Raw genomic sequence first — 19,981 nt, forward strand, 5'->3', positions numbered from 1 at the left:
GCGTCAATAGCACTTCCCACGCGCCGACACCGGCCAGACCACCTCGACCTTGCCGTTGCGCACGCCGACGTACCAGTCGTGCAGGTTGCAGGTCGGGTCGCAATGTCCGGGCACGAGCTTCAGCTTTTCGTTGATGCGCAAGACGCCGCGCATGTCCTCGATCACGCCGTGTTCGTCCGAGGCGCTGATGTATTCCACGTCGTCGCGGCCGTGGATGACGGGCAGGCCGCTGTCTAGCGACTGCACCTTGAGGCCTGCGTCGCAGACCGCGTGGCCGGGTTTTGCGTGGCTCATCACCGAGGTCAGGATGAATAGTGCGTTTTCCCATTCGCCATGGTCGATGCGATGGCCGTCCTTGTCCCTGATGCGCCCGTAGTCCGCATCCATGAAGGCGTAGCTGCCGCATTGCAGTTCGTTGTAGATGCCTGAATTGGACTCGAAGCAATACGAGCCCGTGCCGCCTCCCGAGACGAGCTCGGGGGTCAGCCCGGCCGCTTGCAGGCCCTCGACCATGGTCTTCACCAATGCAATGGCGTGGTCGAGCTTGGCTTTGCGGTCCGCGTAGCTTTCCAGATGTTGCATGGCGCCCTGGTACGCCTGGATGCCGGTGAATGTCAGGGCTGGCGCGGCATGGATGGCTTTGGCGATCCCGACCGCTTCGCTGGTGGTGGCGACGCCGCAGCGGCCCGCGCCGCAGTCGATCTCGACGAGGCACTCGATGGTTGTGCCGTGCTTTTGCGCCGCGGCCGAAAGTTCGGCCACGTTCGCCACGTCGTCGACGCAGACGATGATGCGCGCGCCGTATCCCGGCAGGCGCGCGAGCCGGTCGATCTTGTCCGGGTCGCGCACCTGGTTCGACACGAGGATGTCCTTGATGCCACCACGTGCGAAGGCCTCGGCTTCGGAAACCTTCTGGCAGCAGACGCCGACCGCACCGCCCAGGCTTTCCTGCAGCTTCTGCACATCGACCGACTTGTGCATCTTGCCGTGGCTGCGGTGGCGCACGCCGTGCTCATGCGCGTAGTTGCCCATCTTCACGATGTTGCGTTCCAGCGCGTCGAGGTCGAGGACCAGGCACGGCGTCTGGATATCCGCCTCGTCCATGCCCGGCAGGGCGGGGATGTGGTAGCCGATTTCGTAGTCGGTGAAATCCATCGTTGCGTTCACGGGAATCTCCGCAGTTCTCAAGTGGCTTGTCGGGATCGTCATGGCTCCGATGATGATGACATTGACGGGCTTGCCCGAGGAAATCCATGGAAGCGGCCGCTGCAGGCCCGATCCAGCGTGCAACATCGGGAAGACAGGCCGGGCCCGATGAGCCGCCTTGATCACACAATCTTGGCGTGCGCCAAAACGGAGGAGCATCATGAGGCCATGGGCCGTTGCCATGTGTCTGCTGATTGCATGCGGTGGCGCATTTGCCAAGACGATGGTCTGGCAGCCGGCTGCCGGGCATACACAAATACCGATCTGGCCGGGAGCGGCGCCGGGTACGCAACAAGTTCCCGGTCCGGAAACCGCGACGGTGAGCGACAAGTTGTTGGCCGGCAAGCCGGTGACTGCAGTGACCAATGTGACCCGGCCGACGATGACGGTGTATGCGCCCACGGGAAAAAATACAGGGGCCGCTGTTGTTGTGATTCCGGGCGGGGGTTTTCAGATCCTGGCCATCGACCTCGAAGGCACCGAAATCTGTGACTGGCTGACGTCCAGGGGCATCACTTGCGTCCTGCTGAAGTATCGCGTTCCGGGTGTGCCCTATGTCTGGCAGTGCGATTGCCGTCCGCACAATTACCAGCTATCGGTGCCTTCGTTGCAGGACGCCCAGAGAACCCTGCGGCTGGTGCGCCATCACGCCGCGGAATGGCACATCGATCCGCACAAGGTGGGTGTCATCGGGTTTTCGGCAGGTGGTTATCTGGCGGCGGAGATCAGCACGAACTTCAATCGGCGCCTGTATGCACCCGTCGACGCGGCCGACAAGGAAAGTGCCCGCCCGGATTTCGCGATGCCCATCTATCCGGGGCATCTCGCAGTCGACCACGACAGCAAGTTGAACCCGAATGTCCCTGTCTCCCGTGAAACACCCCCCACGTTTCTGGTGCAGGCAGAAGACGACAACGTGGACGGCGTCCAGCAATCCCTGGTTTATTTCACTGCGCTGAAGAAGGCCGGCGTGCCGGTGGAGATGCACCTGTATGCACACGGCGGACATGCGTTCGGGCTGAGGCCGACGTCGAATCCGATCACACGCTGGCCAGCCCTGGCCGAAACATGGATGAGCACCATCGGGATGATTCCTGCCGCGGAGCAAAGGGACGGCGGTCATTAAGTCCCTTGGCTGCCTCGGCTCCGTTTACCCGTTGCCCTTCGATCCATTTGCGCTTTCCTTCAGAAGCCCGAGCCCCAACAGGCTTTCAGCGGTGGCGACGATGGCTTCCTCGCTCGAACGCGGCGCCCAGCCGAGCACGCGTCGGGCTTTTTCGCTGGTGGCGTTCTTCGGCTTGCCGAGTTCGGGCAGGATCTGCTTGACCGCCGGGTCGCGCAGCGCGGCGAGCCGCACGAGCCAGTTCGGCAACTGCCGGGTCGGTACCCGTCTGGCCGATGCGCCCATGCGGTTCTTCAATATCTTGGCGATATCGCGTATCGAGAGGAAATCGCCGGCCACGGCGAGGAATCGCTCGCCTTTCGCGGCGGGATGAGTCATGGCGCGGATATGCAGGTCGGCGACGTCGCGCACATCGACGGCACCGAAGCTGAGCTGCGGGCAACCGGGCATGGCGCCGTCCATCAGCCGCTGCACCAGCAGAATCGAAGTCGAGTAGTCCGGCCCCAGCACGGGGCCGAACACGCCTACCGGATTGACCACGGAAAGTTCGAGGGTGCGGCCTTCGCGGGCGATGAAATCCCAGGCTGCGCGCTCGGCCAGGGTCTTCGATTTCGCGTAGGGCTGCACGTCCTCGCCCGCGGGATCGGTCCAGTTGGTTTCGTTGAACGGTGCCGGCTGCACTTTCTGCCCATAGCCGATCGCCGCGAACGAGGAAGTCAGCACCACGCGCCCGACGCCGGCATCGCGCGCGGCGCGCAAGACCCGCAGCGCACCTTCGCGCGCCGGCACGATCAGCTCGTCCTCGTGTTTGGGGAGGGTGGGAGGAAAAGGCGACGCGATGTGCAGCACGTAATCGCAGCCGGCGGCGGCTTGCGGCCATCCGGCGTCGCTTTCGAGATCGGCGACCACAAACGACAGGCGATCGCCCGGCTCGGCGCCGCCTTGCTTCAGCATCGCGCGTACGTCGCCTTCGCGCTTCAGACTGCGCACCGTGGTACGCACCTGGTGGCCCGCAGCCAGAAGCTGCAGGATGGCATGACCGCCGATGAAGCCTGATCCGCCGGTTACCAGAACGGTGCTCATGGCCATTCCCTATCGTTCAATACACGGAGGGTAGTGACGTTAGCCCGCCATGGAATGCGCCGCAACGACCTGATCAGTAGACCGACCCGTCATCGGTCCACCGGACGACATGAGCAGGTTCAAATGAACGCCAGCGTCGAAGATCGAGATTAAGGGCGAACGCTTGCCCGAGGCTGCGTTGAAGATGACCGGGTCTTGAGTGGTCAGAGTCATAGCGAACCGAACTTAGCTGCGTGCCGGTCGGAAACCGAGGTGGCGGCGATTGTGTTCCGCAGGTGTAGGAGCCCGCTGGCGGGCGATGCTGTTGCTTTGTACCCAACATCAGAGCAACGGCATCGCCCGCCAGCGGGCTCCTACACAAAAGCGGTTTGCCCGGGCTTCTGTGACCATCGCAGACGCGCCGAATCAATCGCGCGACTTGGCCACTACGCTGCCATCGTCCGGATCGACCAGCAGGTCGACCTCGTCGCCATGGGCAGTCCTGGCTTCGGCGGCCCACAGGCCGTCATCGAACTTCACGTCCTTGACGTTCTGGTAGCCAGCCGTCACCAGCTTGGCGCTGATTTCTTCCTTGTTGAGTTTGGACGGCGCATCGGCCGCATACACCTTGCCGTTGACCGGCCCGACCGCGAGTTCGACCCACTTCTTGTTGCCGCCGCGAGCCTTGCTGCGCCATACGCCGTCCTTGAATTTCAGACCCTTCACTTCCTTGTAGCCGGCGTTGGCGATCGCGGTTTTGACGGCTTCCTCGGTCGATCCGCCGGTAGGCGGCCGGACCGACCATGTGGTCACCGTCGTGGTGGTGTGATGCATGGTAACGGTACCGCCCGACGACCGGGCGGTGGCGGGCGTGTCCTGTGCGAGGGCGGCGCCGCAAACCGACAGTCCAATCAACAGGGGAAGCAAGCGCTTGATCATGGGGAACTCCTTGGGTGATGAAACGAATCAGTGAGGCCAGCTTGCGCAGGCGACGATCCGAAGTACGAGTCTGCGGATGACACTCGGCGCCGACTCGTACACCCACTATGGGAGCACCACATTCAGGACGATGGCGTGAAAGCCCGCGTGACTTTCGGGTGAAGAAGGAACGGGGTACAAGCAGGCCGAAACAGCGTTCAGTCTGTAACCCGGACGGTTCCATCGGAGTCGGCGGAAAAAACATCGACAGGACTGAGTCCGTTGCGGCAATTCAATGGCACGTCGAAACGCCGGTTCCTTGCGAAAGCGACGATCCCAAACTCACTCACTCGCCCCTCGAGTTGCAAACTGCAACTGTGCCCGCCGCGCATGTGCTTGGCCTTGGCCAATCTTCCAGATGCGTCACCCCGAGATATTTGCTAGAAAGGGACGGGGAATATGCGCCGCTGGACGGGCCGTCGATCGCCCGCATCCCCCGTGCGCACCGAAGTCTTTTGTAATCACTGCGACGAAGGCTATGCGGTAGCCGGTTTTTGCTGCCTGCTCTCTTTCGACGGTTTCCGCGTTTTGCCTTAACCGCTAGAGGCTCACCCATGTATGGATTTTTCGGCAAGTCCTTGGCCGCATCGCTGCTGGCCATCGCACTGCTTGGCGGCACGCCCCAACTGTACGCCGCACAGAAAAACACGGCCGGTCCCGCGGAGACGGCGGCAAAAGTCTTTCAGCACACGGCGGCGATGGACGGTCTTCTGCCGGTGCACGTGGACCAGCACGATGGGCGCATCCTCGTCACCTTGCCGGCCGCGCAGGCCGACGGTGTTTCGGCGCGTTTTCTCTACGCCACGGCATTGCGCACCGGGCTCGGCGCCGCACCCACGTTTCTCGACCGCGGCAGGGTCGGCACGACGCAGGTGATCGCGTTCAGGCGCTACGGCAAGAAGATTGCCGCCGTGTTCGAGAATCCGCGCTTCCGCTCCGCCCGTGCCGGCGACGCGGCGAGCCCGGACTTCGTGACGTCGATTGTATGGATGGGCGACATCGCTGGCACCATGCCCGATGGCCGGATGGTGGTGGACCTGTCCGGCTTTCTTACCACCGATACGCTGGGTATCGCCAAATCGCTGGATCAGCGCGAGGACACTTTCGGGGTGGGCGGCGCGCTGGGCGCAGGCAAGGGCAACGGATTCACGCTCGACGCGAAGTTGAGCGCCGCCGATCCGGCGTCGGTGAAGCTGTTTCCGGACAATCTGGAAATCGACGCCGTGCAGACCTACGCCTCGACGTCGCCGGGTGCCGAGGTCGCCAACATCGCGCCGGGCGTGCAGCAGGTCAGTTTCACCGTGCATCACAGTTTCGTTCGTCTGCCGGGGCCGGGCTTCCATCCGCGCCGCTTCGATCCGCGCATCGGCGGCTTCGCCACCCAGGTGGTGGATTTCGGCCAGCCGCTGGGCAGCGACGTGGTGCGCGACTATGCGAATCGCTTCCGACTGGAGAAGATCGACCCCGGCGCTGCCCGCTCGAGGGTGCGCAAGCCTATCGTTTTCTACGTCGACAGCAACGCGCCCGAGCCGATCCGTTCCGCGCTGATCGAGGGCATCGGCTGGTGGGGCAAGGCGTTCGATGCGGCAGGCTACGTCGACGCCTTCCAGGTGAAGCTGCTGCCCGCCGGTGTCGACCCGATGGACGTGCGCTACAACGTCGTCAACTGGGTGGATCGCGCCACCCGTGGCTGGTCGTACGGGCAGGAAATCGTCGATCCGCGTACCGGCGAGATCGTCAAGGGCATGGTGGTGATCGGATCGCTGCGGGTGCGCCAGGACATCCAGATTTTCGAGGGGCTGGTAGGTGCCGACAAGGTCGGTAAAGGCGGCCCCAACGATCCCGTGCAGGTGGCATTGGAGCGCTTGCGCCAGCTCGGCGCGCACGAGGTGGGGCATGCGCTGGGCTTCGCGCACAACTTTGCCGCCAGTACCCAGGGGCGTGCCTCGGTAATGGATTATCCGCCGCCACGGATAAGACTGGTCGATGGCCGTCCCGACCTCACTGGCGCCTACGCGACCGGCATCGGCCGCTGGGACATGGCCACGGTGCACTGGCTCTACGGCGAACCGGCACCGGGCCAGGATCCGCAAGCGGCTGCCGAAGCCACGGCCAGCGCCGTGATGGCGTCGGGATTGCGCTACGTGTCGGACGAAAACGCCCGCGCCGACGATACCGCGCAACCCTGGGCATCGCTGTGGGATGACGGCGCCGACCCGACGACCGAACTGGTGCGGCTGATGGGTGTGCGTCGCGCCGCGATCGACCACTTCGGCCTGGCCGCGCTGGCGCCTGGCGAACCGATGGCCGATCTACCCCGGCGCTTCGTGCCGATTTGGCTGCTGCACCGCTACCAGATGGTTGCCGCGGCCAAGGCCATCGGTGGGGTGGATCTGAGCTATGCCGTCAACGGTGGCGGCCGCGAATCGTCGGCGCCGGTACCGCCACACGCTCAGCGCGCCGCACTCGATGCCGTGCTGGGTACCTTGTCGCCCGAGCAGTTGCGCGTGCCCGCGTCGCTGTTGCCGCTGCTGTCGGCGGCGCGCAACGGCAGCCCCAACCGGCAGTATCGGATCGAATTGTTCGCCGGATCCGACGGCAGCGTCTTCGATCCGCAGGTGGCTGCCGACAGCGCCGCGGAGCTGACCCTGAATACCTTGCTGGCGCCCCCGCGGCTGGCGCGGCTGGATGCCCAGCATGCCGCCGATCCAGGAGCGCTCGGCGTCGACGAACTGCTTGACCGCCTGCTGGCGGCAACGCTTCCCGAGCGCACCGATGCGCTGACGCGACGGATCGCCTACCGCACCCTGATCACCCTGGCCCAGGTGGCGCACAACCCCAAGACCACACCGGGCGTGGCCGCCATGCTGGACCAGCGTGTGCACGAGACGGCCCTCGCTCTCGGGCGGCGCCAGGGCAGCGCCGCCGATCGCGCCTGGGGCGCCAGCCTGTCGCGCCAGCTGCTCGATCCGCAGCAGCTCGACCAGCTGTTGGCCAAGCGCCCGAGAACTGTGGACGTGCCGCCAGGCGCCCCGATCGGCGGTGAGGGCGACTGGATGACGATGCCCGCAGACGACTGATCCTCGCCGAATCTACATCGCCGGCACCTCGCGCCATCGAGCAGACATTCCCTGCGTGCCCGACGGGTGCTCCGGCCGCAACATTCGCCCTCGGCCGATGGCGGACATGCGGAAAGCGGATTCCGGCATCGGGATGGTCGTGGACATCCCGATGCCGCCGTGCCGCGTTATCGATCGCGCGTGACTTCCGCAGGCGCTGCGTCGTCTGCTTTCTGTGCCAACGGCAACGCGTCGGTCACCAGATGCATCAGGAACCGGCCCGGCTGTTCTTGCATGATCATGTGGGCCGAGTCGGCAAACATCACCAGTCGCTTCGACGGCGCATGTATGTCGCCGAACCACTTTTCGGTCAGCTCGTGCGCCGTGGTGTAGTCGTGCTGGCCCACGAACACGATCACCGGGCAGTCGAAATGCGTGGTGTGGTCGAAGTCGACAGCCAGCAGCGGTTGCAGCAGGTGATTCAGCGAAAACAGGCTGCCCTTGCCGATCGCGGCGAGGTCTGCCTTGCTGTAGTCGGGCGACAGCGATTCGGCATCGTCTTCGAACTGGTAATCCTGACGGCCATAGGCGAGGCCGCCGTAGTACATCTCCCATTTGCTGCGCGTGCCGATGTTATCGAGGGTCAGCTTCGGACCCGGGTAGGGCGCCATGGCTTTCAGTTCGCGCACCGCCTGTGCGTTGCCTTGCGCGATCGCCTGGCGGAGGGCAAAGGCGTAACCGGCCTCTTCGTTGTGGCGTCCATTGACGACCTGGCCCACCGAGATATACGCGTAGAACCAGTCCGGATGCAGCTGGGCCAGATGCACGCCCAGCACGGTGCCCCAGGAATGTCCCAGCAGGAATATTTTCCGCTTGCCATAGCGCTGGCGCAGGTACTGCACCACTTCTGCGGCATCGTTCGTCATGCCGTCGACGGTCATGCCCGGTGCCATCGCCTGCTCCGAGTTGGCCGCATAGGTCTTGCCGGCGCCGCGCTGGTCCCACTGCACCACGGTGAAGTAATCCTCCCAGGGCGTCTGGAACGTATAGGCCTCCGGCATGGCCGGGGAAGCCGGGCCCCCGTGCAGGAACAACAGGATCGGGTTGCGCCGATCATTGCCGCGAATCGACAGCCATTGGTCGACGCCCCCGATACGGACCTTGACCATCTCCTCGATGCCATGGGGTGAGACGATCTTGCGATTGTTTGCGAGGATGCGGACGACCTCGTCACGCGACATCAGGGGCGATTTGGCCTGAGCCGGTGCGGTCGCCACGCTGGCTGCAGCCGCGGGTGCCGTGGCTGAAGAGGCACTGGTGGAGGCCGTTCCCACGACCACGGCCAGCAGGAAAAGAAGATAGGTGCGGAACATGGCCAACGAAACTCTCCTGGTACGGATATCTGGTGATCCGCTGTACCGGGCGAACCCGGCGAAAGCGGGAGTGACGGCAGCCGATGCAAGCAAGCGAACACGGCGCCGTTGTATCCGGCTTCAGCAAGTTATGTGCCAGCGAGGGATTCGCGGCTGAGGCCAGTCGATTCAAGAGCTCGATGACGGGCAGCGTATATGCGCCAGCGTCCGCGGACAGGTCGGCGGACGTCCGGCCGATGCACGCCGGCGGGCGCCGGACTATCCGAGCGGGTGAAGGCAGGGGTTTCGCTATCGGCTGTATTCCGGCCTGAGTTGCGCCTCGGTTTGCCGCCAGCGATCAACGCAGGCGCGGGCCGGTAACATGTCGATTCCGCAACTACCCGACACCCACCGCCATGGGTCCAAAGATCCGCTCCTGCCTGCTGGTTTCCGCACTCTGCCTGACCGTCCCGCTGCCGGCGGTTGGCGAGCAGCCCGCCCAGACTATCGGTCAGCGACGCGAGGCGGTGCTGTTCTGGCCGCAGGCGCAGCGCGAGGCGCAGTTCCGGCGGATGTACGAGCTGTTTCCCAGCGATCGTGCCGAGCACGGCGCGCATGTGCACCAGCTGCCGCTGGGCAAGCCGTTGGCGCTGCCGGGGCAGGACACGTCAACATGGTTGACGGGTTACATGGACCGGCATCACCTCGCCGGCGTGATGGTGCTGCAGCACGGCCGCATCCGCCTGCAGCGCTATGCGCCGGGGTTCGGGCCGCAGCAGCGCTGGGAGTCGTTTTCGGTGGCCAAGTCGGTCACCTCCACCTTGCTGGGGATCGCGCTGCAGCGGGGCGACATCCACGGCATGGACGACACGCTGGGCACCTACATCCCCGAGCTGCGCGACAGCGCCTACGCCAAGGTCACCGTGCAGCAGCTGCTGACGATGACCTCGGGCGTGCACTGGAACGAGGACTATGCCGACGCCAAGTCGGATGTGGCGCAGATGTATCTCGGCGCCTGCGTCGACGGCCAGGCGCACGTGCTGTCGTACCTGCGCAAACAGCAGCGGCAATGGCCCGCCGGCACGCACTGGAACTACAACACCGCCGAAACCGATCTGCTCGGCATCCTGGTGCAGCGGGCCACGCATCGTTCGCTGGCTGCTTATCTTTCGCAGACCATCTGGAAGCCTTATGGCATGGCCGCCGATGCGTACTGGATCAGGGACGAATGCGATGGCAGAGACACCGGCGGCAGCGGCCTGTCGGCCACGTTGGGCGACTACGCGCGGCTGGGGCAGTTCATGCTCGACGGCGGCCGCATCGCGGGCAAGCCGGTGATTGCCGCGGCGTGGCTGCAAGGTGCAGTGCACCGCCAGGAAAAAGTCGACGAGCCTGACCGCGGCTACGGCTATCTGTGGTGGACGGATAGCGACGGCAGCTATGCCGCCATCGGCATCTTCGGCCAGATGGTCTACGTCGATCCGGCGCGCCAGCTGGTGATCGCCCAGGTGGGCGCCTGGCCGCATGCGACATCCGACGCACTGGTCGCCGCGCGGCGCAAGTTCGTGGCCGCTGTCAAACGCGCGGTGGATGCGGAGCGGGAGCAGCCGGCGCAGCATTGAATCGGTTGGCGTAGCGAACAAGAGGCTGGCTGGAACAGTCCGGCTACCTCAGTCGAAGCCTTCCCGATGGCCGCTCGGTATTCCTGAAGACCGGTGCGGCTTACGGGTCGAGCAGAACCACGCAGTCGATCCCGACTCTGGCCATCTTGGCGTAGGGGCAGATGCGCTCGGTGTTGCGCACCAGCTCCTCGGCGATCGCGCGATCGACGGACGGTAGGCGGATGCGGATATCCGCGGCGAGCATGAACAGGCCGTCGACCGGATCGCGGCCGAAGGTGACTGAGGCGACCACCTCGGCATCGCAGATCGCCACGTTCGCCCGCGCTGCGAGCAGGCTCAGCGCGCCATGGAAGCAGGCGGCATAGCCGGCGGCGAACAGCTGCTCCGGATTGGTGCCGCCGCCGGGGCCGCCCATCTGCTCGGGCAATCGCAGCCGCAGGTCGAGGGCGCCATCGTCGGAACGGGCCACGCCGGAGGCGCGACCATGCATGGACTCACCGCCGCTGACGCGCACGGTTGCCGTGTAGAGCGGCAGGAAATCTGCCCCGTAATGCTTGTCGAGCAGAGAGACGGGTGGGGGGTGCAGATCGGTCATGGCGGGCTCGGGCTGTTTCGGCAGTGAACGTCCGCGGCGCCCTCAGGCGGGGAGCAGCGTCGGCTTGGTGCTTGCGGCATGGCGGACCGGGCGAGCCGACGTGTACGTGTCGCGACTGATCCTTGCCGTTTCGTACAGCGCAGCGACCCCTGCGTGCACGATGCATGCGGCCGGCAGACAGTCACGGGGCAGGTGGCAGGGCTTTACGCCGCCACTCCGCGGCTGGCGAATGCCGAGCGGGCGAACCAGGCCCGGAAATCCTGCGCGCCCAGCCGCGCGCCGTCGCCCGGCAGCAGCAGGGTATCCGGTTCCAGCACGGCGCCGAAGTAGGGCGCCGTCGGATCCGCGACGACCTTGCGCGGGTCGCCGATGGTGGTGAGGAAGCGCTGCACCCATTGCGCCAGCGGCGCCTTCTCGGGGCCGGCGATTTCCACGGTGCCGTTGACCGCTGCACCCAACGTGTAGTCGGTGACCGCATCGGCGACATCGTCCGAGGCGATCGGCTGCATCAGCCCGCTAGACAGGCGCAGCTCCTGCCCCTGGCCGCCATCGCCGGCGATGCCGCTGAGGAACTCGAAGAACTGGGTGGAGTGGATGATGGTGTACGGAATGCCGGCGGCGCGTATCAGGTTTTCCTGGGCCATTTTGGCGCGGATATAGCCGCTCGCCGCAAACGCCGGGCGTCCGGTGCCGACCACCGACAGCGCGACGTGATACCTCACGCCGGCCTTCTTCTCCGCGGCGGCCAGGTTGCGTCCCGACGTCTCGAAGAAGTCCAGCACGGGCTTGTCTTCGAACGAAGGCGAGTTGGCCAGATCCACCACCACGTCCGTGCCCGCCATCGCCGCGTCCAGGCCTTCGCCGGTGAGGGCGTTGACGCCCGAGGAAGGCGCCGCGGCAACCGCCTCGTGGCCGTGCTTGCGCAGGCGCTCGACGACTTTGCTGCCGATGAGGCCGGTACCACCGATGACGACGATTTTCATGGGAAACCTCCGCTCTGGGTTGGCGCCAGGGGCGCGTGATGGATTCATGCTAGGCGCGGTCAGCGGCAGCCGGTAGGACCGTCGGCGGGCTCACGGTGTTGCCTGCTGCGCACCAATCGGCACGCCGCAGGCGGGGTCAACCGATGCCTGCAGCGATGACCTCCCTCATCCCGCGCGGGAGCGTCGTCGTCATGGGGGCGAGCCCGGTCGCGCACTGCAGATCCAGGGCGCGCACGGCACCGGTCATGTAGTCGATGAACACGCGGATCCGTGCCGGCAGCTGCTGCCGGCTGAGATAGCAGAGGTAGTGCCCGCGATCGTCCGGCGCGTACTGTGCCAGGCACTCCACCAGCCGGCCGGCGCGCAGATGCGCGCTGACCTGGTAGCCCGCCATCTGCGCGATGCCCTGGCCGTCGAGCACGGCCTGCAGCACCAGCTCGTCGTCATTGAACGTGCAACTGGATGACGGCAGGTGCTTCAGCACCCGGCCGCCGACCTTGAACTCCCATTCGAAGATCCTGCCCGACGCCGTACGGAAATTGACACAGCCGTGGCCGGCCAGATCCTCCACCTGCCGCGGCAGCCCGTGCGTGCGCCGGTACGCCGGCGACGCGCAGAGCAGCATCGGCATCGGGATCAGCTGTTTGGCGATCACCCGGCTGTCGTCCAGGCGTCCGTCGCGAAAGGCCACGTCGATCCGGTCCGCGCTGAAGTCCGTGGCGCGGTCGTCCAGCCGCAGGTCGACGGCGATCTCCGGGTAGCGCGCGCGAAAGCCGTTGAGCAACGGCGCCACGATGCGGCGCCCGAAGCCTGTCGTGGCGCTGATCCGCAGCTGCCCGCGCGGCGGGCCTTCGCGCAGGTCGTGCATGTCTTCCAGTGCCTGCACGATCCGCTGCACGCCCGAATGGCAGTTCCGGTAGAACAGCTCGCCCTCGCCGGTCAGCGTGGTGCTTCGGGTGGTGCGCAGGAACAGCCGGGTGCCCAGCTGGGCCTCGAGCTTCTGCACGCTGCGGCTGACTGCGGAGCGGCCGATGCCGAGGCGGTCGCCGGCGCGGGCGAAACTGCCCTCGGTCGCCACGGCGATGAATGCGAGCACGCCGGCGCAGCTCGCCGAAAAGCTCGACGCGAGGGCGTCGGTATTGGCGCAATGGGGTCGATCTTGTGAATCGGGTGTCATTTGTCGTGTCCGGGAAGGTCAGGGGCGTCGCGCTCGGCTACCGCCAGGCGCATCCAACACCGGCATCGGCCGGGCTCCTACCTCATAGACGTTTCGGTGGCGGCGCCCGTGACACCGTCGGCGGATTGGTTCCTGGCGGGCAACACCGCGAGCCCGCCGACGGGCCTACCGCAGACATTGTCCCGAACCTAGGCTGGGCACCGTCACGCCATCGAGCGCGAGCAGGTACCTCAGCTGATCTGAGGAATGGCCACATGCCCAGCGAGGACTCCCCCATGACCCAACGAATCGACTATCAGCAGCAATCACCCGAGTTGTTCAAGAAGCTCGTCGCCATCAGCATGGCGATAGCGCAGGGCAGCATCGAGGCATCCATCGGCCACCTCGTCGAGATCCGTGCCTCGCAGATCAACGGCTGCGCCTTCTGCGTCGACATGCATATCAAGCAGGCGATGATTCATGGCGAACGTCCGCTACGCATTCATCACCTGCCGGTCTGGCGCGAGTCCCCGCTGTTCTCGGACCGCGAGCGTGCGGCGCTGGCCTGGACCGAGGCGTTGACCCAGCTGCCGCCGCACGGCGTCGGGGACGATATCTATGCGCTGGTCCGCGAGCAGTTCTCCGAGAAGGAGCTCACCGAACTCACCTATGCGGTGACGACGATCAACGCCTGGAACCGCATCAACGTCGCGTTCACGAGCGTCCCCGGCAGCGCCGACAAGGCCTACGGGCTCGACAAGGCCGGCCTGGCCTGACACCAGGCTGGCGCGGCGACGCTGCGCCGGCCGCTTTTTCGACGCCCCGATCCGGGTGGGGCGAACCATCCATGAGGAAATATCCATGCGCATCTTCAAGACTCTCGGGCTTCTGTTGCTGCTCATTTCCGGCGTGGCGGCGGCCCAGCCGACCGGGCCAGGTTCTCCCGCACCGACAGCGCCGATGGCCAAGGTCGCGGATCTGATGACCAAGGTCCTCCAGGACTATCCCGGCAAGGAAGGCAGGATGATCCTGGTCACGTACCCGCCCGGCTCAGTCGATCCGGTCCACCGCCACGACGCCCATGCCTTCGTCTACGTGCTCGAAGGCTCCATCGTGATGGGTCTGAATGGCGACAAGCCGGTGACGCTGGGGCCGGGGCAGACCTTCTACGAAGGGCCGCACGACGTGCACACGGTTGGTCGCAACGCCAGCAAGACCAAGCCGGCCAGGTTCCTGGTGTTTCTGCTGAAGGACCAGAACAAGCCGGTACTGATCCCGGAGCACTGAGATTTCCGCGCGGATCGCTTCGGGCCGCTGCCAAATCCATGGTGGACGCCCGTGCGTCGCCGCGGGTCGCAGGCTGCAACGCATGACCAGCGGCGGCGTCATCCGGTGCCGATCGGCGTAGGCTGTCACAACCACGCCGGCACAGACGTCTTCCGCCCATGGACGCAGCCACCGCCACCTTCCACGATCTGCGCCCGCGGCTGCAGGGCATCGCCTACCGCATGCTCGGCTCCGTGTCGGAGTCCGAGGACATCGTGCAGGACGTCTGGCTGCGCTGGAACGGCGCGGACAAGGACGTCGTCGACAACACGGAAGCGTGGCTGGTGGCAACCACCACCCGGATCTCGATCGACCGCCTGCGCTCGGCCAAGGCACGGCGGGAGCAGTACGTAGGCATCTGGCTGCCCGAGCCGGTGCTGACCGAGTGGCCCGCCACGCCCGAGGACATGGAGGAGCTCTCCAACGAGGTCTCCGTCGCCTTCCTTATCGTGCTCGAACGCCTGTCGCCCGAGGCCCGCGCCGCCTTCCTGCTGCGCGAAGTGTTCGACGTGGACTACGGCGAGGTGGCCGAAGCGTTAGGCAAGAGCGAGGCCGCCTGCCGCCAGATCGTGCACCGGGCCAAGGTGCAGCTGCGCCAGGAACGGCCGCAGCGCGCGGTACCCGGCGAGGCCCACCAGAAGCTTATGCGGCGCTTCGCCGAAGCGCTCGCGCAAGGTGACTTCGCCGGCATGAAATCGATGCTGGCCGACACTGCCGAGCTGCTCGGCGACGGGGGTGGCCGCGTCGCCAGTTTCCCCCGGCCGATGGTCGGCGGGCAGCGCATCGCACAACTGCTGTTCGCCGCAAGCCTGCGCTACAAGGATGTGCTGCGCGTCGAAGTGGCGATGATCAACGGCCAGTACGCCGTGCTGCGCTACATCAACGGCGAGCTCGAGTCAGTCCAGTCCTGCGAAAGCGACGGCGAGCGCATCACCCGCATCCACGTGCAGCGCAACCCCGAGAAACTGGCGCGGCTGGTGGCCGCCATCGCCGAGCGCCGCCGCCTGCAGTCCTGATCACCATCAGCGACATGGGTGAGTCGCTCGGACTTATCGCGGGCGCGCCGTGTGCAGCCTCCTCTGCATGTCACTGCGCTTGCACGCTTGCGCGCACGAATGACTTTCGACCGATGGTACGTACCGCGGGGTCCGCTATCTTGCGTACACCCAACCCAGGAGCAGCAACGTGCCCAAACGCAGATGGTCCATCGCCTTCGTGATCGCACTCGGAGCCGTCGGGGTGTCCCACGCTGCGGAGCCCGCACCGGCAAGGGTGATTCCGTTGGCGTCGTATCTGGGCGCCGTGCCATCCATGCAGGTGCAGTTGGGCGGCAGCCAGGCCACCGTGTTGCTCGATACCGCCGGCGGCCTGACGGTGCTCACGCCCGGTGGTGCGGGCAAGGCCGGGTGCGAGCCATGGGGGCGGCTATCGGGCATGCGGATGCGCGGGGATCGCGTCGACCTGCCGCGCTGCGATGGCGTGAAGCTGAAGGTGGCCGGCCACTCGATCACGATACCCGAGGTAGGTGTGTGGGATTTTTCCAAACTGCTGCCGAAGGATGCGCCGCCGCTGGATGGATCGGTGGCGCTGGACGCTTTTGCGGGGCAGGTGGTCACGCTCGATTTGTCGGGCGGCCACCTGATCGTCGAGACGCCAGCCAGCGCGAAAGCACGCACCGCGCACGCGACCGAGCTGCCGATGCGCCTGGCGCGGGAGGTGGGCGGCGCGTCGCTCACCCCGCTGGTGGCGGTACCTACCGCGAAGGGAAACCTCTGGTTCGAGCTGGATTGCGGCAGCGACGGCGCCCTGATCGTCAACCGTGCCGTCGCCGCCGCCCTCGGGCTGGATCCTGCAATGACGCGCGGCCAGCCCGCGAATCTCGCACTCGCCCCGCAGATCAAGTTGCAGGGAAGTGCCCAGGTGCAGGACCTCGTCGTCGATGGAAACATCGGCGCGCCGATCCTGCGTCAATGGATCATCACCATGGACCTTGCACACCAGCGTCTATGGCTTTCCCCGGCCAGGTCCAGCGCGAAGCGCTAGTCAGTCAAAAGGGAGGTGATTGATTCGAACCCGTTATCTCCGATATCGGGATCGGGTTCACTTATCGCTGCGAGCAAATGGACCTGAGGTTTCCTCACTGCCTACGACAGTTGTTTGAGCAAGGCGCGGGCGGTCGCTTCCGACGAACCCGGGTTCTGTCCGGTGATCAGCAAACCGTCGACCGCCACGTGCGACTGCCAATCGGCACCGCTGGAGTAGATGCCGCCGTTCGCCTTGAGCATGTCTTCGACCAGAAAGGGAACAATCTTGGTCAGGCCAACCGCTTCCTCCTCGGCGTTGGAGAAGCCGGTGACTGCCTTGCCGTTCACCAGCGGCTTGCCATCGACGCCTTTGACATGGCGCAGCACGCCGGGGGCATGGCATACCAGGGCCACCGGCTTGCCGGATGCCACGGTCTTCTCGATCAACGCGATCGACGTGCGGTCCTGGGCGAGATCCCAAAGTGGCCCGTGCCCGCCCGGATAGAACACTGCATCAAAGTCGGCGACCTCGACGTCGACGAGCTTCCTGGTCGTGGCCAGCGCGGCAACCGCGGTGGCATCGGCCTCGAATCGGCGGGTGGTATCCGTCTGGAACGCGGTCTCGTTGCTCTTCGGATCCAGCGGCGGCTGGCCGCCCCGAGGCGAGGCCAGTGTCACCTGGGCGCCAGCATCCACGAAAGCGTAATAAGGAGCGGCCAGCTCCTCCAGCCAGAAGCCGGTTTTTTCGCCGGTGTCGCCGAGCCGGTCGTGCGAAGTGAGGACGAGGAGAATTTTCATGGAATGAACCTTCGTATGCGCCGATGAATGAAGTGCGTCGACGGGAATGTCGCGCGTGGAAAGTCATGCTTGCCAGAATCAGGAGTCGCTTGTTCGACCCCAGTCCCTCAAGCCACAAACTGCAACCGCGCCAGCTCCGCATACAGCCCGCCCTCGGCCAGCAGGCTCTCGTGCGTGCCCTGCGCCACGATGCGCCCACCGTCGAGTACGACGATGCGGTCGGCGCGTTGCACGGTGGCGAGGCGATGGGCGATGACCAGGGTGGTGCGGCCTTTTTCGAGACGTTCCAGCGCCTGCTGGATCGCGGCTTCGGATTGCGCGTCCAGCGACGAAGTCGCTTCGTCGAGCAACAGCAGCGGGGCGTCGCGCAGGATCGCGCGGGCGATCGCGATGCGCTGGCGCTGGCCGCCGGACAGGCGCACGCCGCGTTCGCCCATTTCGGCCTGGTAGCCGTCGTCGAGTGCGCTGATGAAGTCGTGTGCCTCGGCGGCGCGGGCGGCTTCGCGCACTTCCTCGTCGCTGGCGCCTGCGCGGCCGAAGCGGATGTTGTCGGCGGCGCTGCCGCTGAAGATCACGGTTTCCTGCGGTACCAGCGCAATCGCGCCGCGCAGCTCGGTCAAGGTCAGCGCGCGCAGATCGATGCCGTCGAGGCCGATGCTGCCGCTTTGCGGGTCGTAGAAGCGCAGCAGCAACGCGAATACGGTGCTCTTGCCCGCGCCGGAGGGGCCGACCAGGGCGATCGTTTCGCCGGGGCGGATGTCCAGGGTGAAATCGTGCAGCGCCGGGGCATGGGGTCGGGTCGGGTAATGGAAGGTCACGCCGTCGAAACGCAGCGCGCCATGCATGGGGCGGGGCAGGGCAAGTGGTTGTGCCGGATCGACGATCTCGGCGCGCTCGGCCAGCAGTTCGCCGATGCGCTCCATCGCGCCGGCCGCGCGCAGCACGTCGCCCCACACTTCGGACAGGCCGGCCACCGAGCCGGCGGCGAATACGGCGTACAGCACGAACTGACCCAGCACGCCGGCGTCCAGCGTGCCGGCCAGCACGTGGCGCGCACCGGCCCACAGCACCAGGGTGATCGCGCCGAACACCAGCACGATCACCGCCATGGTCAGCAGCGAGCGCATGCCGATGCGCCGGCGCGCGGTGGCCAGCGCGCGCATGATCGCGCTGCCGTAGCGGGTGCTCTCGATATCCTCGCGTGCGTACGCCTTGACCGCGGTGGACGCGTTGAGCGTTTCGTTGGCGATCGCGGCGGCATCGGCCAGGCGATCCTGGCTGGCCCGCGAAAGCTTCTGCACGCGGCGGCCGAACACCAGGATCGGTAGCATCACGGCCGGAATCACCAGCGCGGTGAGGCCGGCCAGCGAAGGCGCGGTCCACACCATCGCCACCGCCGCGCCGATCAGCATCACGGCACTGCGCAACGCCACGGAGACGCCGGAACCGATCAGCGCCTGCACCACTTCGGTATCGGCACTCAGGCGCGACAGCAGCTCGCCCACGCGGCTGCGCTCGAAGAAGCTCACGTCGAGCCGGATCACCTGCGCGTACAGCTTTTGCCGCAGCGAGGCCAGCGCCCGTTCGCTGAGCAAGGTGATGCAGAAATAGCGCGCCGCGGTGGCGACGGCGAGTACCAGCGCGACGCCGAACAAGGCGATGAAGGTCTTGTTGATCACCGCCTGGCTGGAATGCCCGAAGCCCTGGTCGATGATGTGGCGAAACGCCATCGGCAGCACCAGCGAGGCGCCGGACGACAGGCCCAGGAACACCAGCCAGCCGATCGCCAGCGCACGATGCGGTTTCAGGAAGGGCCAGAGTTCGCGCAATGCGCCGATGCGGCGGAGGGGGCGGGGCGTGTCGGTGGCGGCGTCGCTCATGGGCTCTCGCAGGACGGATCGGAGATGACGCGGGCCCGCGCGCGGGCAATGCCACTCAAGGTGGGGTGCGTCGCGGCCGATTCAATCCTCGCGGCAAATCGGCGGACTCGATCCATGCATCGGCCTTCGCCGCTTCGCTGCGTGGGCGGCCATCAATGGGTCTGCGAGGCGAGCATCGCAACCGCCACGCCGGGAGCTCGGGGTTCGGCGATCCGCACAGGGCTTCGCGCGCCTCCGTAGGTGCAGGAGCCAGGCCCACATAGCGCATGAACGCGGATGAAAAGTGGGCGTGACTGGAGAGGCCGTCGATGCCGGGTCCCTGCTGGCCATTACGCCGGCATTGCGAAAAGCAGACGACGGCCGATGCTTCATTCGTCTTGCCGGTCGCCGGCCGATGTTCGAACCCATCGCAAGTCTGCGGGTAGGGCTCGACGGTTCGCCCGGAGGAATCAGCCGCCAGTACGGCCTGCACTTGTCCGTCGCGGAGCCGGAGACGTCCGCTGCGGATGCGACGGAACCGGCACGCGTGGCTACGGCTGTCGAACCGGCGACGGTGCCTTCGCCGAACTCCGCGGTGCAGCCGTCGCCCGTCGTCTGGCGCGAATCGCCGCCCATGAGTCCGCCCGATCGACGAACTGCCGAGCAAGCGTGGCTGGACGAACGGATCGCCCGTCTGCAGCGCGTCGTAACCCGTCTGCAGCGAATGGCGGCCCGGCGCGGACGCACGCGCGCGCTTGAGGTGTTCGAAGCCAGGCGGCAACGCCGCCCGATCGAGCGCTTCGACTCGCAGGCGCTCATCGTCATCGGCGCCGCGCGA

At 66.1% G+C, this 19,981-nt stretch carries 16 protein-coding genes; 7 read left to right on the forward strand and 9 right to left on the reverse strand.

All coding sequences use genetic code 11. The features are described 5' to 3' along the window. Window positions 1–3: 3 nt before the first annotated feature. The gene (gene bhcC, locus ACFPPB_RS14905) at window positions 4–1,389 is read right to left on the reverse strand and encodes a 3-hydroxy-D-aspartate aldolase BhcC (protein ID WP_377328464.1); all 1,386 of its coding nucleotides are present in this window, start codon (window positions 1,387–1,389) and stop codon (window positions 4–6) included. Here bhcC and ACFPPB_RS14910 point away from each other — a divergent pair. After that, window positions 1,367–2,332 (forward strand): alpha/beta hydrolase, encoded by a 966-nt coding sequence (locus ACFPPB_RS14910; RefSeq protein ID WP_377328466.1) that lies wholly within the window; start codon window positions 1,367–1,369, stop codon window positions 2,330–2,332. The genes bhcC and ACFPPB_RS14910 overlap by 23 nt on opposite strands. 24 nt (window positions 2,333–2,356) lie before the next feature. Here the strand turns inward: ACFPPB_RS14910 and ACFPPB_RS14915 are convergent, their stop codons facing one another. Both ACFPPB_RS14915 and ACFPPB_RS14920 read right to left on the reverse strand, forming a co-directional pair. Further along, the gene (locus tag ACFPPB_RS14915) at window positions 2,357–3,412 is read right to left on the reverse strand and encodes an SDR family oxidoreductase (protein WP_377328468.1); all 1,056 of its coding nucleotides are present in this window, start codon (window positions 3,410–3,412) and stop codon (window positions 2,357–2,359) included. 405 nt (window positions 3,413–3,817) lie between these two features. Continuing rightward, a complete protein-coding gene (locus ACFPPB_RS14920; protein ID WP_377328470.1) occupies window positions 3,818–4,330 on the reverse strand; it encodes a PepSY domain-containing protein in 513 nt (170 codons plus the stop codon). A 593-nt stretch (window positions 4,331–4,923) separates the two neighbouring features. On the opposite strand from ACFPPB_RS14920, the gene ACFPPB_RS14925 reads away from it, so the two are divergent. Continuing rightward, the gene (locus ACFPPB_RS14925) at window positions 4,924–7,449 is read left to right on the forward strand and encodes a zinc-dependent metalloprotease (RefSeq protein ID WP_377328472.1); all 2,526 of its coding nucleotides are present in this window, start codon (window positions 4,924–4,926) and stop codon (window positions 7,447–7,449) included. A 167-nt stretch (window positions 7,450–7,616) separates the two neighbouring features. Here the strand turns inward: ACFPPB_RS14925 and ACFPPB_RS14930 are convergent, their stop codons facing one another. Beyond that, window positions 7,617–8,801: an alpha/beta fold hydrolase gene (locus ACFPPB_RS14930; RefSeq protein WP_377328474.1), complete on the reverse strand. Its 1,185-nt coding sequence runs from the start codon at window positions 8,799–8,801 to the stop codon at window positions 7,617–7,619. A 395-nt stretch (window positions 8,802–9,196) separates the two neighbouring features. Between ACFPPB_RS14930 and ACFPPB_RS14935 the strand changes: the two genes are divergently transcribed. Beyond that, window positions 9,197–10,402 carry a serine hydrolase domain-containing protein gene (locus ACFPPB_RS14935; RefSeq protein ID WP_377328476.1) on the forward strand — a complete coding sequence of 402 codons (1,206 nt, stop codon included), beginning with the start codon at window positions 9,197–9,199 and terminating at the stop codon, window positions 10,400–10,402. Between the two features lie 100 nt (window positions 10,403–10,502). Here ACFPPB_RS14935 and ACFPPB_RS14940 read toward each other — a convergent pair whose 3' ends face one another. The 3 genes from ACFPPB_RS14940 to ACFPPB_RS14950 all read right to left on the reverse strand — a co-directional run bounded on the left by ACFPPB_RS14940 (window position 10,503) and on the right by ACFPPB_RS14950 (window position 13,076). Continuing rightward, a complete protein-coding gene (locus tag ACFPPB_RS14940) occupies window positions 10,503–10,997 on the reverse strand; it encodes an Ohr family peroxiredoxin (RefSeq protein WP_377328478.1) in 495 nt (164 codons plus the stop codon). Window positions 10,998–11,200: 203 nt separating this feature from the next. Continuing rightward, a complete protein-coding gene (locus ACFPPB_RS14945; protein ID WP_377328480.1) occupies window positions 11,201–11,980 on the reverse strand; it encodes an SDR family oxidoreductase in 780 nt (259 codons plus the stop codon). A gap of 136 nt (window positions 11,981–12,116) precedes the next feature. Next, complete coding sequence (locus ACFPPB_RS14950) at window positions 12,117–13,076, reverse strand: LysR family transcriptional regulator (protein ID WP_377328482.1); 960 nt, start codon at window positions 13,074–13,076, stop codon at window positions 12,117–12,119. Between the two features lie 335 nt (window positions 13,077–13,411). On the opposite strand from ACFPPB_RS14950, the gene ACFPPB_RS14955 reads away from it, so the two are divergent. The 4 genes from ACFPPB_RS14955 (at window position 13,412) to ACFPPB_RS14970 (ending at window position 16,505) form a co-directional block, all read left to right on the forward strand. Further along, window positions 13,412–13,912: a carboxymuconolactone decarboxylase family protein gene (locus ACFPPB_RS14955; RefSeq protein ID WP_377328484.1), complete on the forward strand. Its 501-nt coding sequence runs from the start codon at window positions 13,412–13,414 to the stop codon at window positions 13,910–13,912. An 85-nt stretch (window positions 13,913–13,997) separates the two neighbouring features. Beyond that, window positions 13,998–14,423, forward strand: a complete 426-nt coding sequence (locus ACFPPB_RS14960; RefSeq protein WP_377328486.1) for a cupin domain-containing protein — start codon at window positions 13,998–14,000, stop codon at window positions 14,421–14,423. Window positions 14,424–14,581: 158 nt separating this feature from the next. Continuing rightward, complete coding sequence (locus ACFPPB_RS14965; RefSeq protein WP_377328488.1) at window positions 14,582–15,478, forward strand: RNA polymerase sigma-70 factor; 897 nt, start codon at window positions 14,582–14,584, stop codon at window positions 15,476–15,478. 169 nt (window positions 15,479–15,647) lie between these two features. Further along, the gene (locus tag ACFPPB_RS14970) at window positions 15,648–16,505 is read left to right on the forward strand and encodes a hypothetical protein (RefSeq protein WP_377328490.1); all 858 of its coding nucleotides are present in this window, start codon (window positions 15,648–15,650) and stop codon (window positions 16,503–16,505) included. Between the two features lie 101 nt (window positions 16,506–16,606). On the opposite strand, the gene ACFPPB_RS14975 is transcribed toward ACFPPB_RS14970, so the two are convergent. Both ACFPPB_RS14975 and ACFPPB_RS14980 read right to left on the reverse strand, forming a co-directional pair. Next, entirely contained in the window at window positions 16,607–17,284 is a 678-nt protein-coding gene (locus ACFPPB_RS14975; protein WP_377328492.1) for a type 1 glutamine amidotransferase domain-containing protein, read from the reverse strand. Between the two features lie 107 nt (window positions 17,285–17,391). After that, window positions 17,392–19,164 carry an ABC transporter transmembrane domain-containing protein gene (locus ACFPPB_RS14980; RefSeq protein ID WP_377328494.1) on the reverse strand — a complete coding sequence of 591 codons (1,773 nt, stop codon included), beginning with the start codon at window positions 19,162–19,164 and terminating at the stop codon, window positions 17,392–17,394. Between the last annotated feature and the right edge of the window lie 817 nt (window positions 19,165–19,981).

The organism is Rhodanobacter terrae (assembly GCF_042657005.1).
GTDB lineage: Bacteria > Pseudomonadota > Gammaproteobacteria > Xanthomonadales > Rhodanobacteraceae > Rhodanobacter > Rhodanobacter terrae.

Coding starts and splice junctions, on each gene's coding strand:
- ACFPPB_RS14910 (WP_377328466.1), top strand. CDS start 1,367: ATGAGGCCATGGGCCGTTGCCATGTGTCTGCTGATTGCATGCGGTGGC.
- bhcC (WP_377328464.1), bottom strand. CDS start 1,389: ATGGCAACGGCCCATGGCCTCATGATGCTCCTCCGTTTTGGCGCACGC.
- ACFPPB_RS14915 (WP_377328468.1), bottom strand. CDS start 3,412: ATGAGCACCGTTCTGGTAACCGGCGGATCAGGCTTCATCGGCGGTCAT.
- ACFPPB_RS14920 (WP_377328470.1), bottom strand. CDS start 4,330: ATGATCAAGCGCTTGCTTCCCCTGTTGATTGGACTGTCGGTTTGCGGC.
- ACFPPB_RS14925 (WP_377328472.1), top strand. CDS start 4,924: ATGTATGGATTTTTCGGCAAGTCCTTGGCCGCATCGCTGCTGGCCATC.
- ACFPPB_RS14930 (WP_377328474.1), bottom strand. CDS start 8,801: ATGTTCCGCACCTATCTTCTTTTCCTGCTGGCCGTGGTCGTGGGAACG.
- ACFPPB_RS14935 (WP_377328476.1), top strand. CDS start 9,197: ATGGGTCCAAAGATCCGCTCCTGCCTGCTGGTTTCCGCACTCTGCCTG.
- ACFPPB_RS14940 (WP_377328478.1), bottom strand. CDS start 10,997: ATGACCGATCTGCACCCCCCACCCGTCTCTCTGCTCGACAAGCATTAC.
- ACFPPB_RS14945 (WP_377328480.1), bottom strand. CDS start 11,980: ATGAAAATCGTCGTCATCGGTGGTACCGGCCTCATCGGCAGCAAAGTC.
- ACFPPB_RS14955 (WP_377328484.1), top strand. CDS start 13,412: ATGCCCAGCGAGGACTCCCCCATGACCCAACGAATCGACTATCAGCAG.
- ACFPPB_RS14960 (WP_377328486.1), top strand. CDS start 13,998: ATGCGCATCTTCAAGACTCTCGGGCTTCTGTTGCTGCTCATTTCCGGC.
- ACFPPB_RS14965 (WP_377328488.1), top strand. CDS start 14,582: ATGGACGCAGCCACCGCCACCTTCCACGATCTGCGCCCGCGGCTGCAG.
- ACFPPB_RS14975 (WP_377328492.1), bottom strand. CDS start 17,284: ATGAAAATTCTCCTCGTCCTCACTTCGCACGACCGGCTCGGCGACACC.
- ACFPPB_RS14980 (WP_377328494.1), bottom strand. CDS start 19,164: ATGAGCGACGCCGCCACCGACACGCCCCGCCCCCTCCGCCGCATCGGC.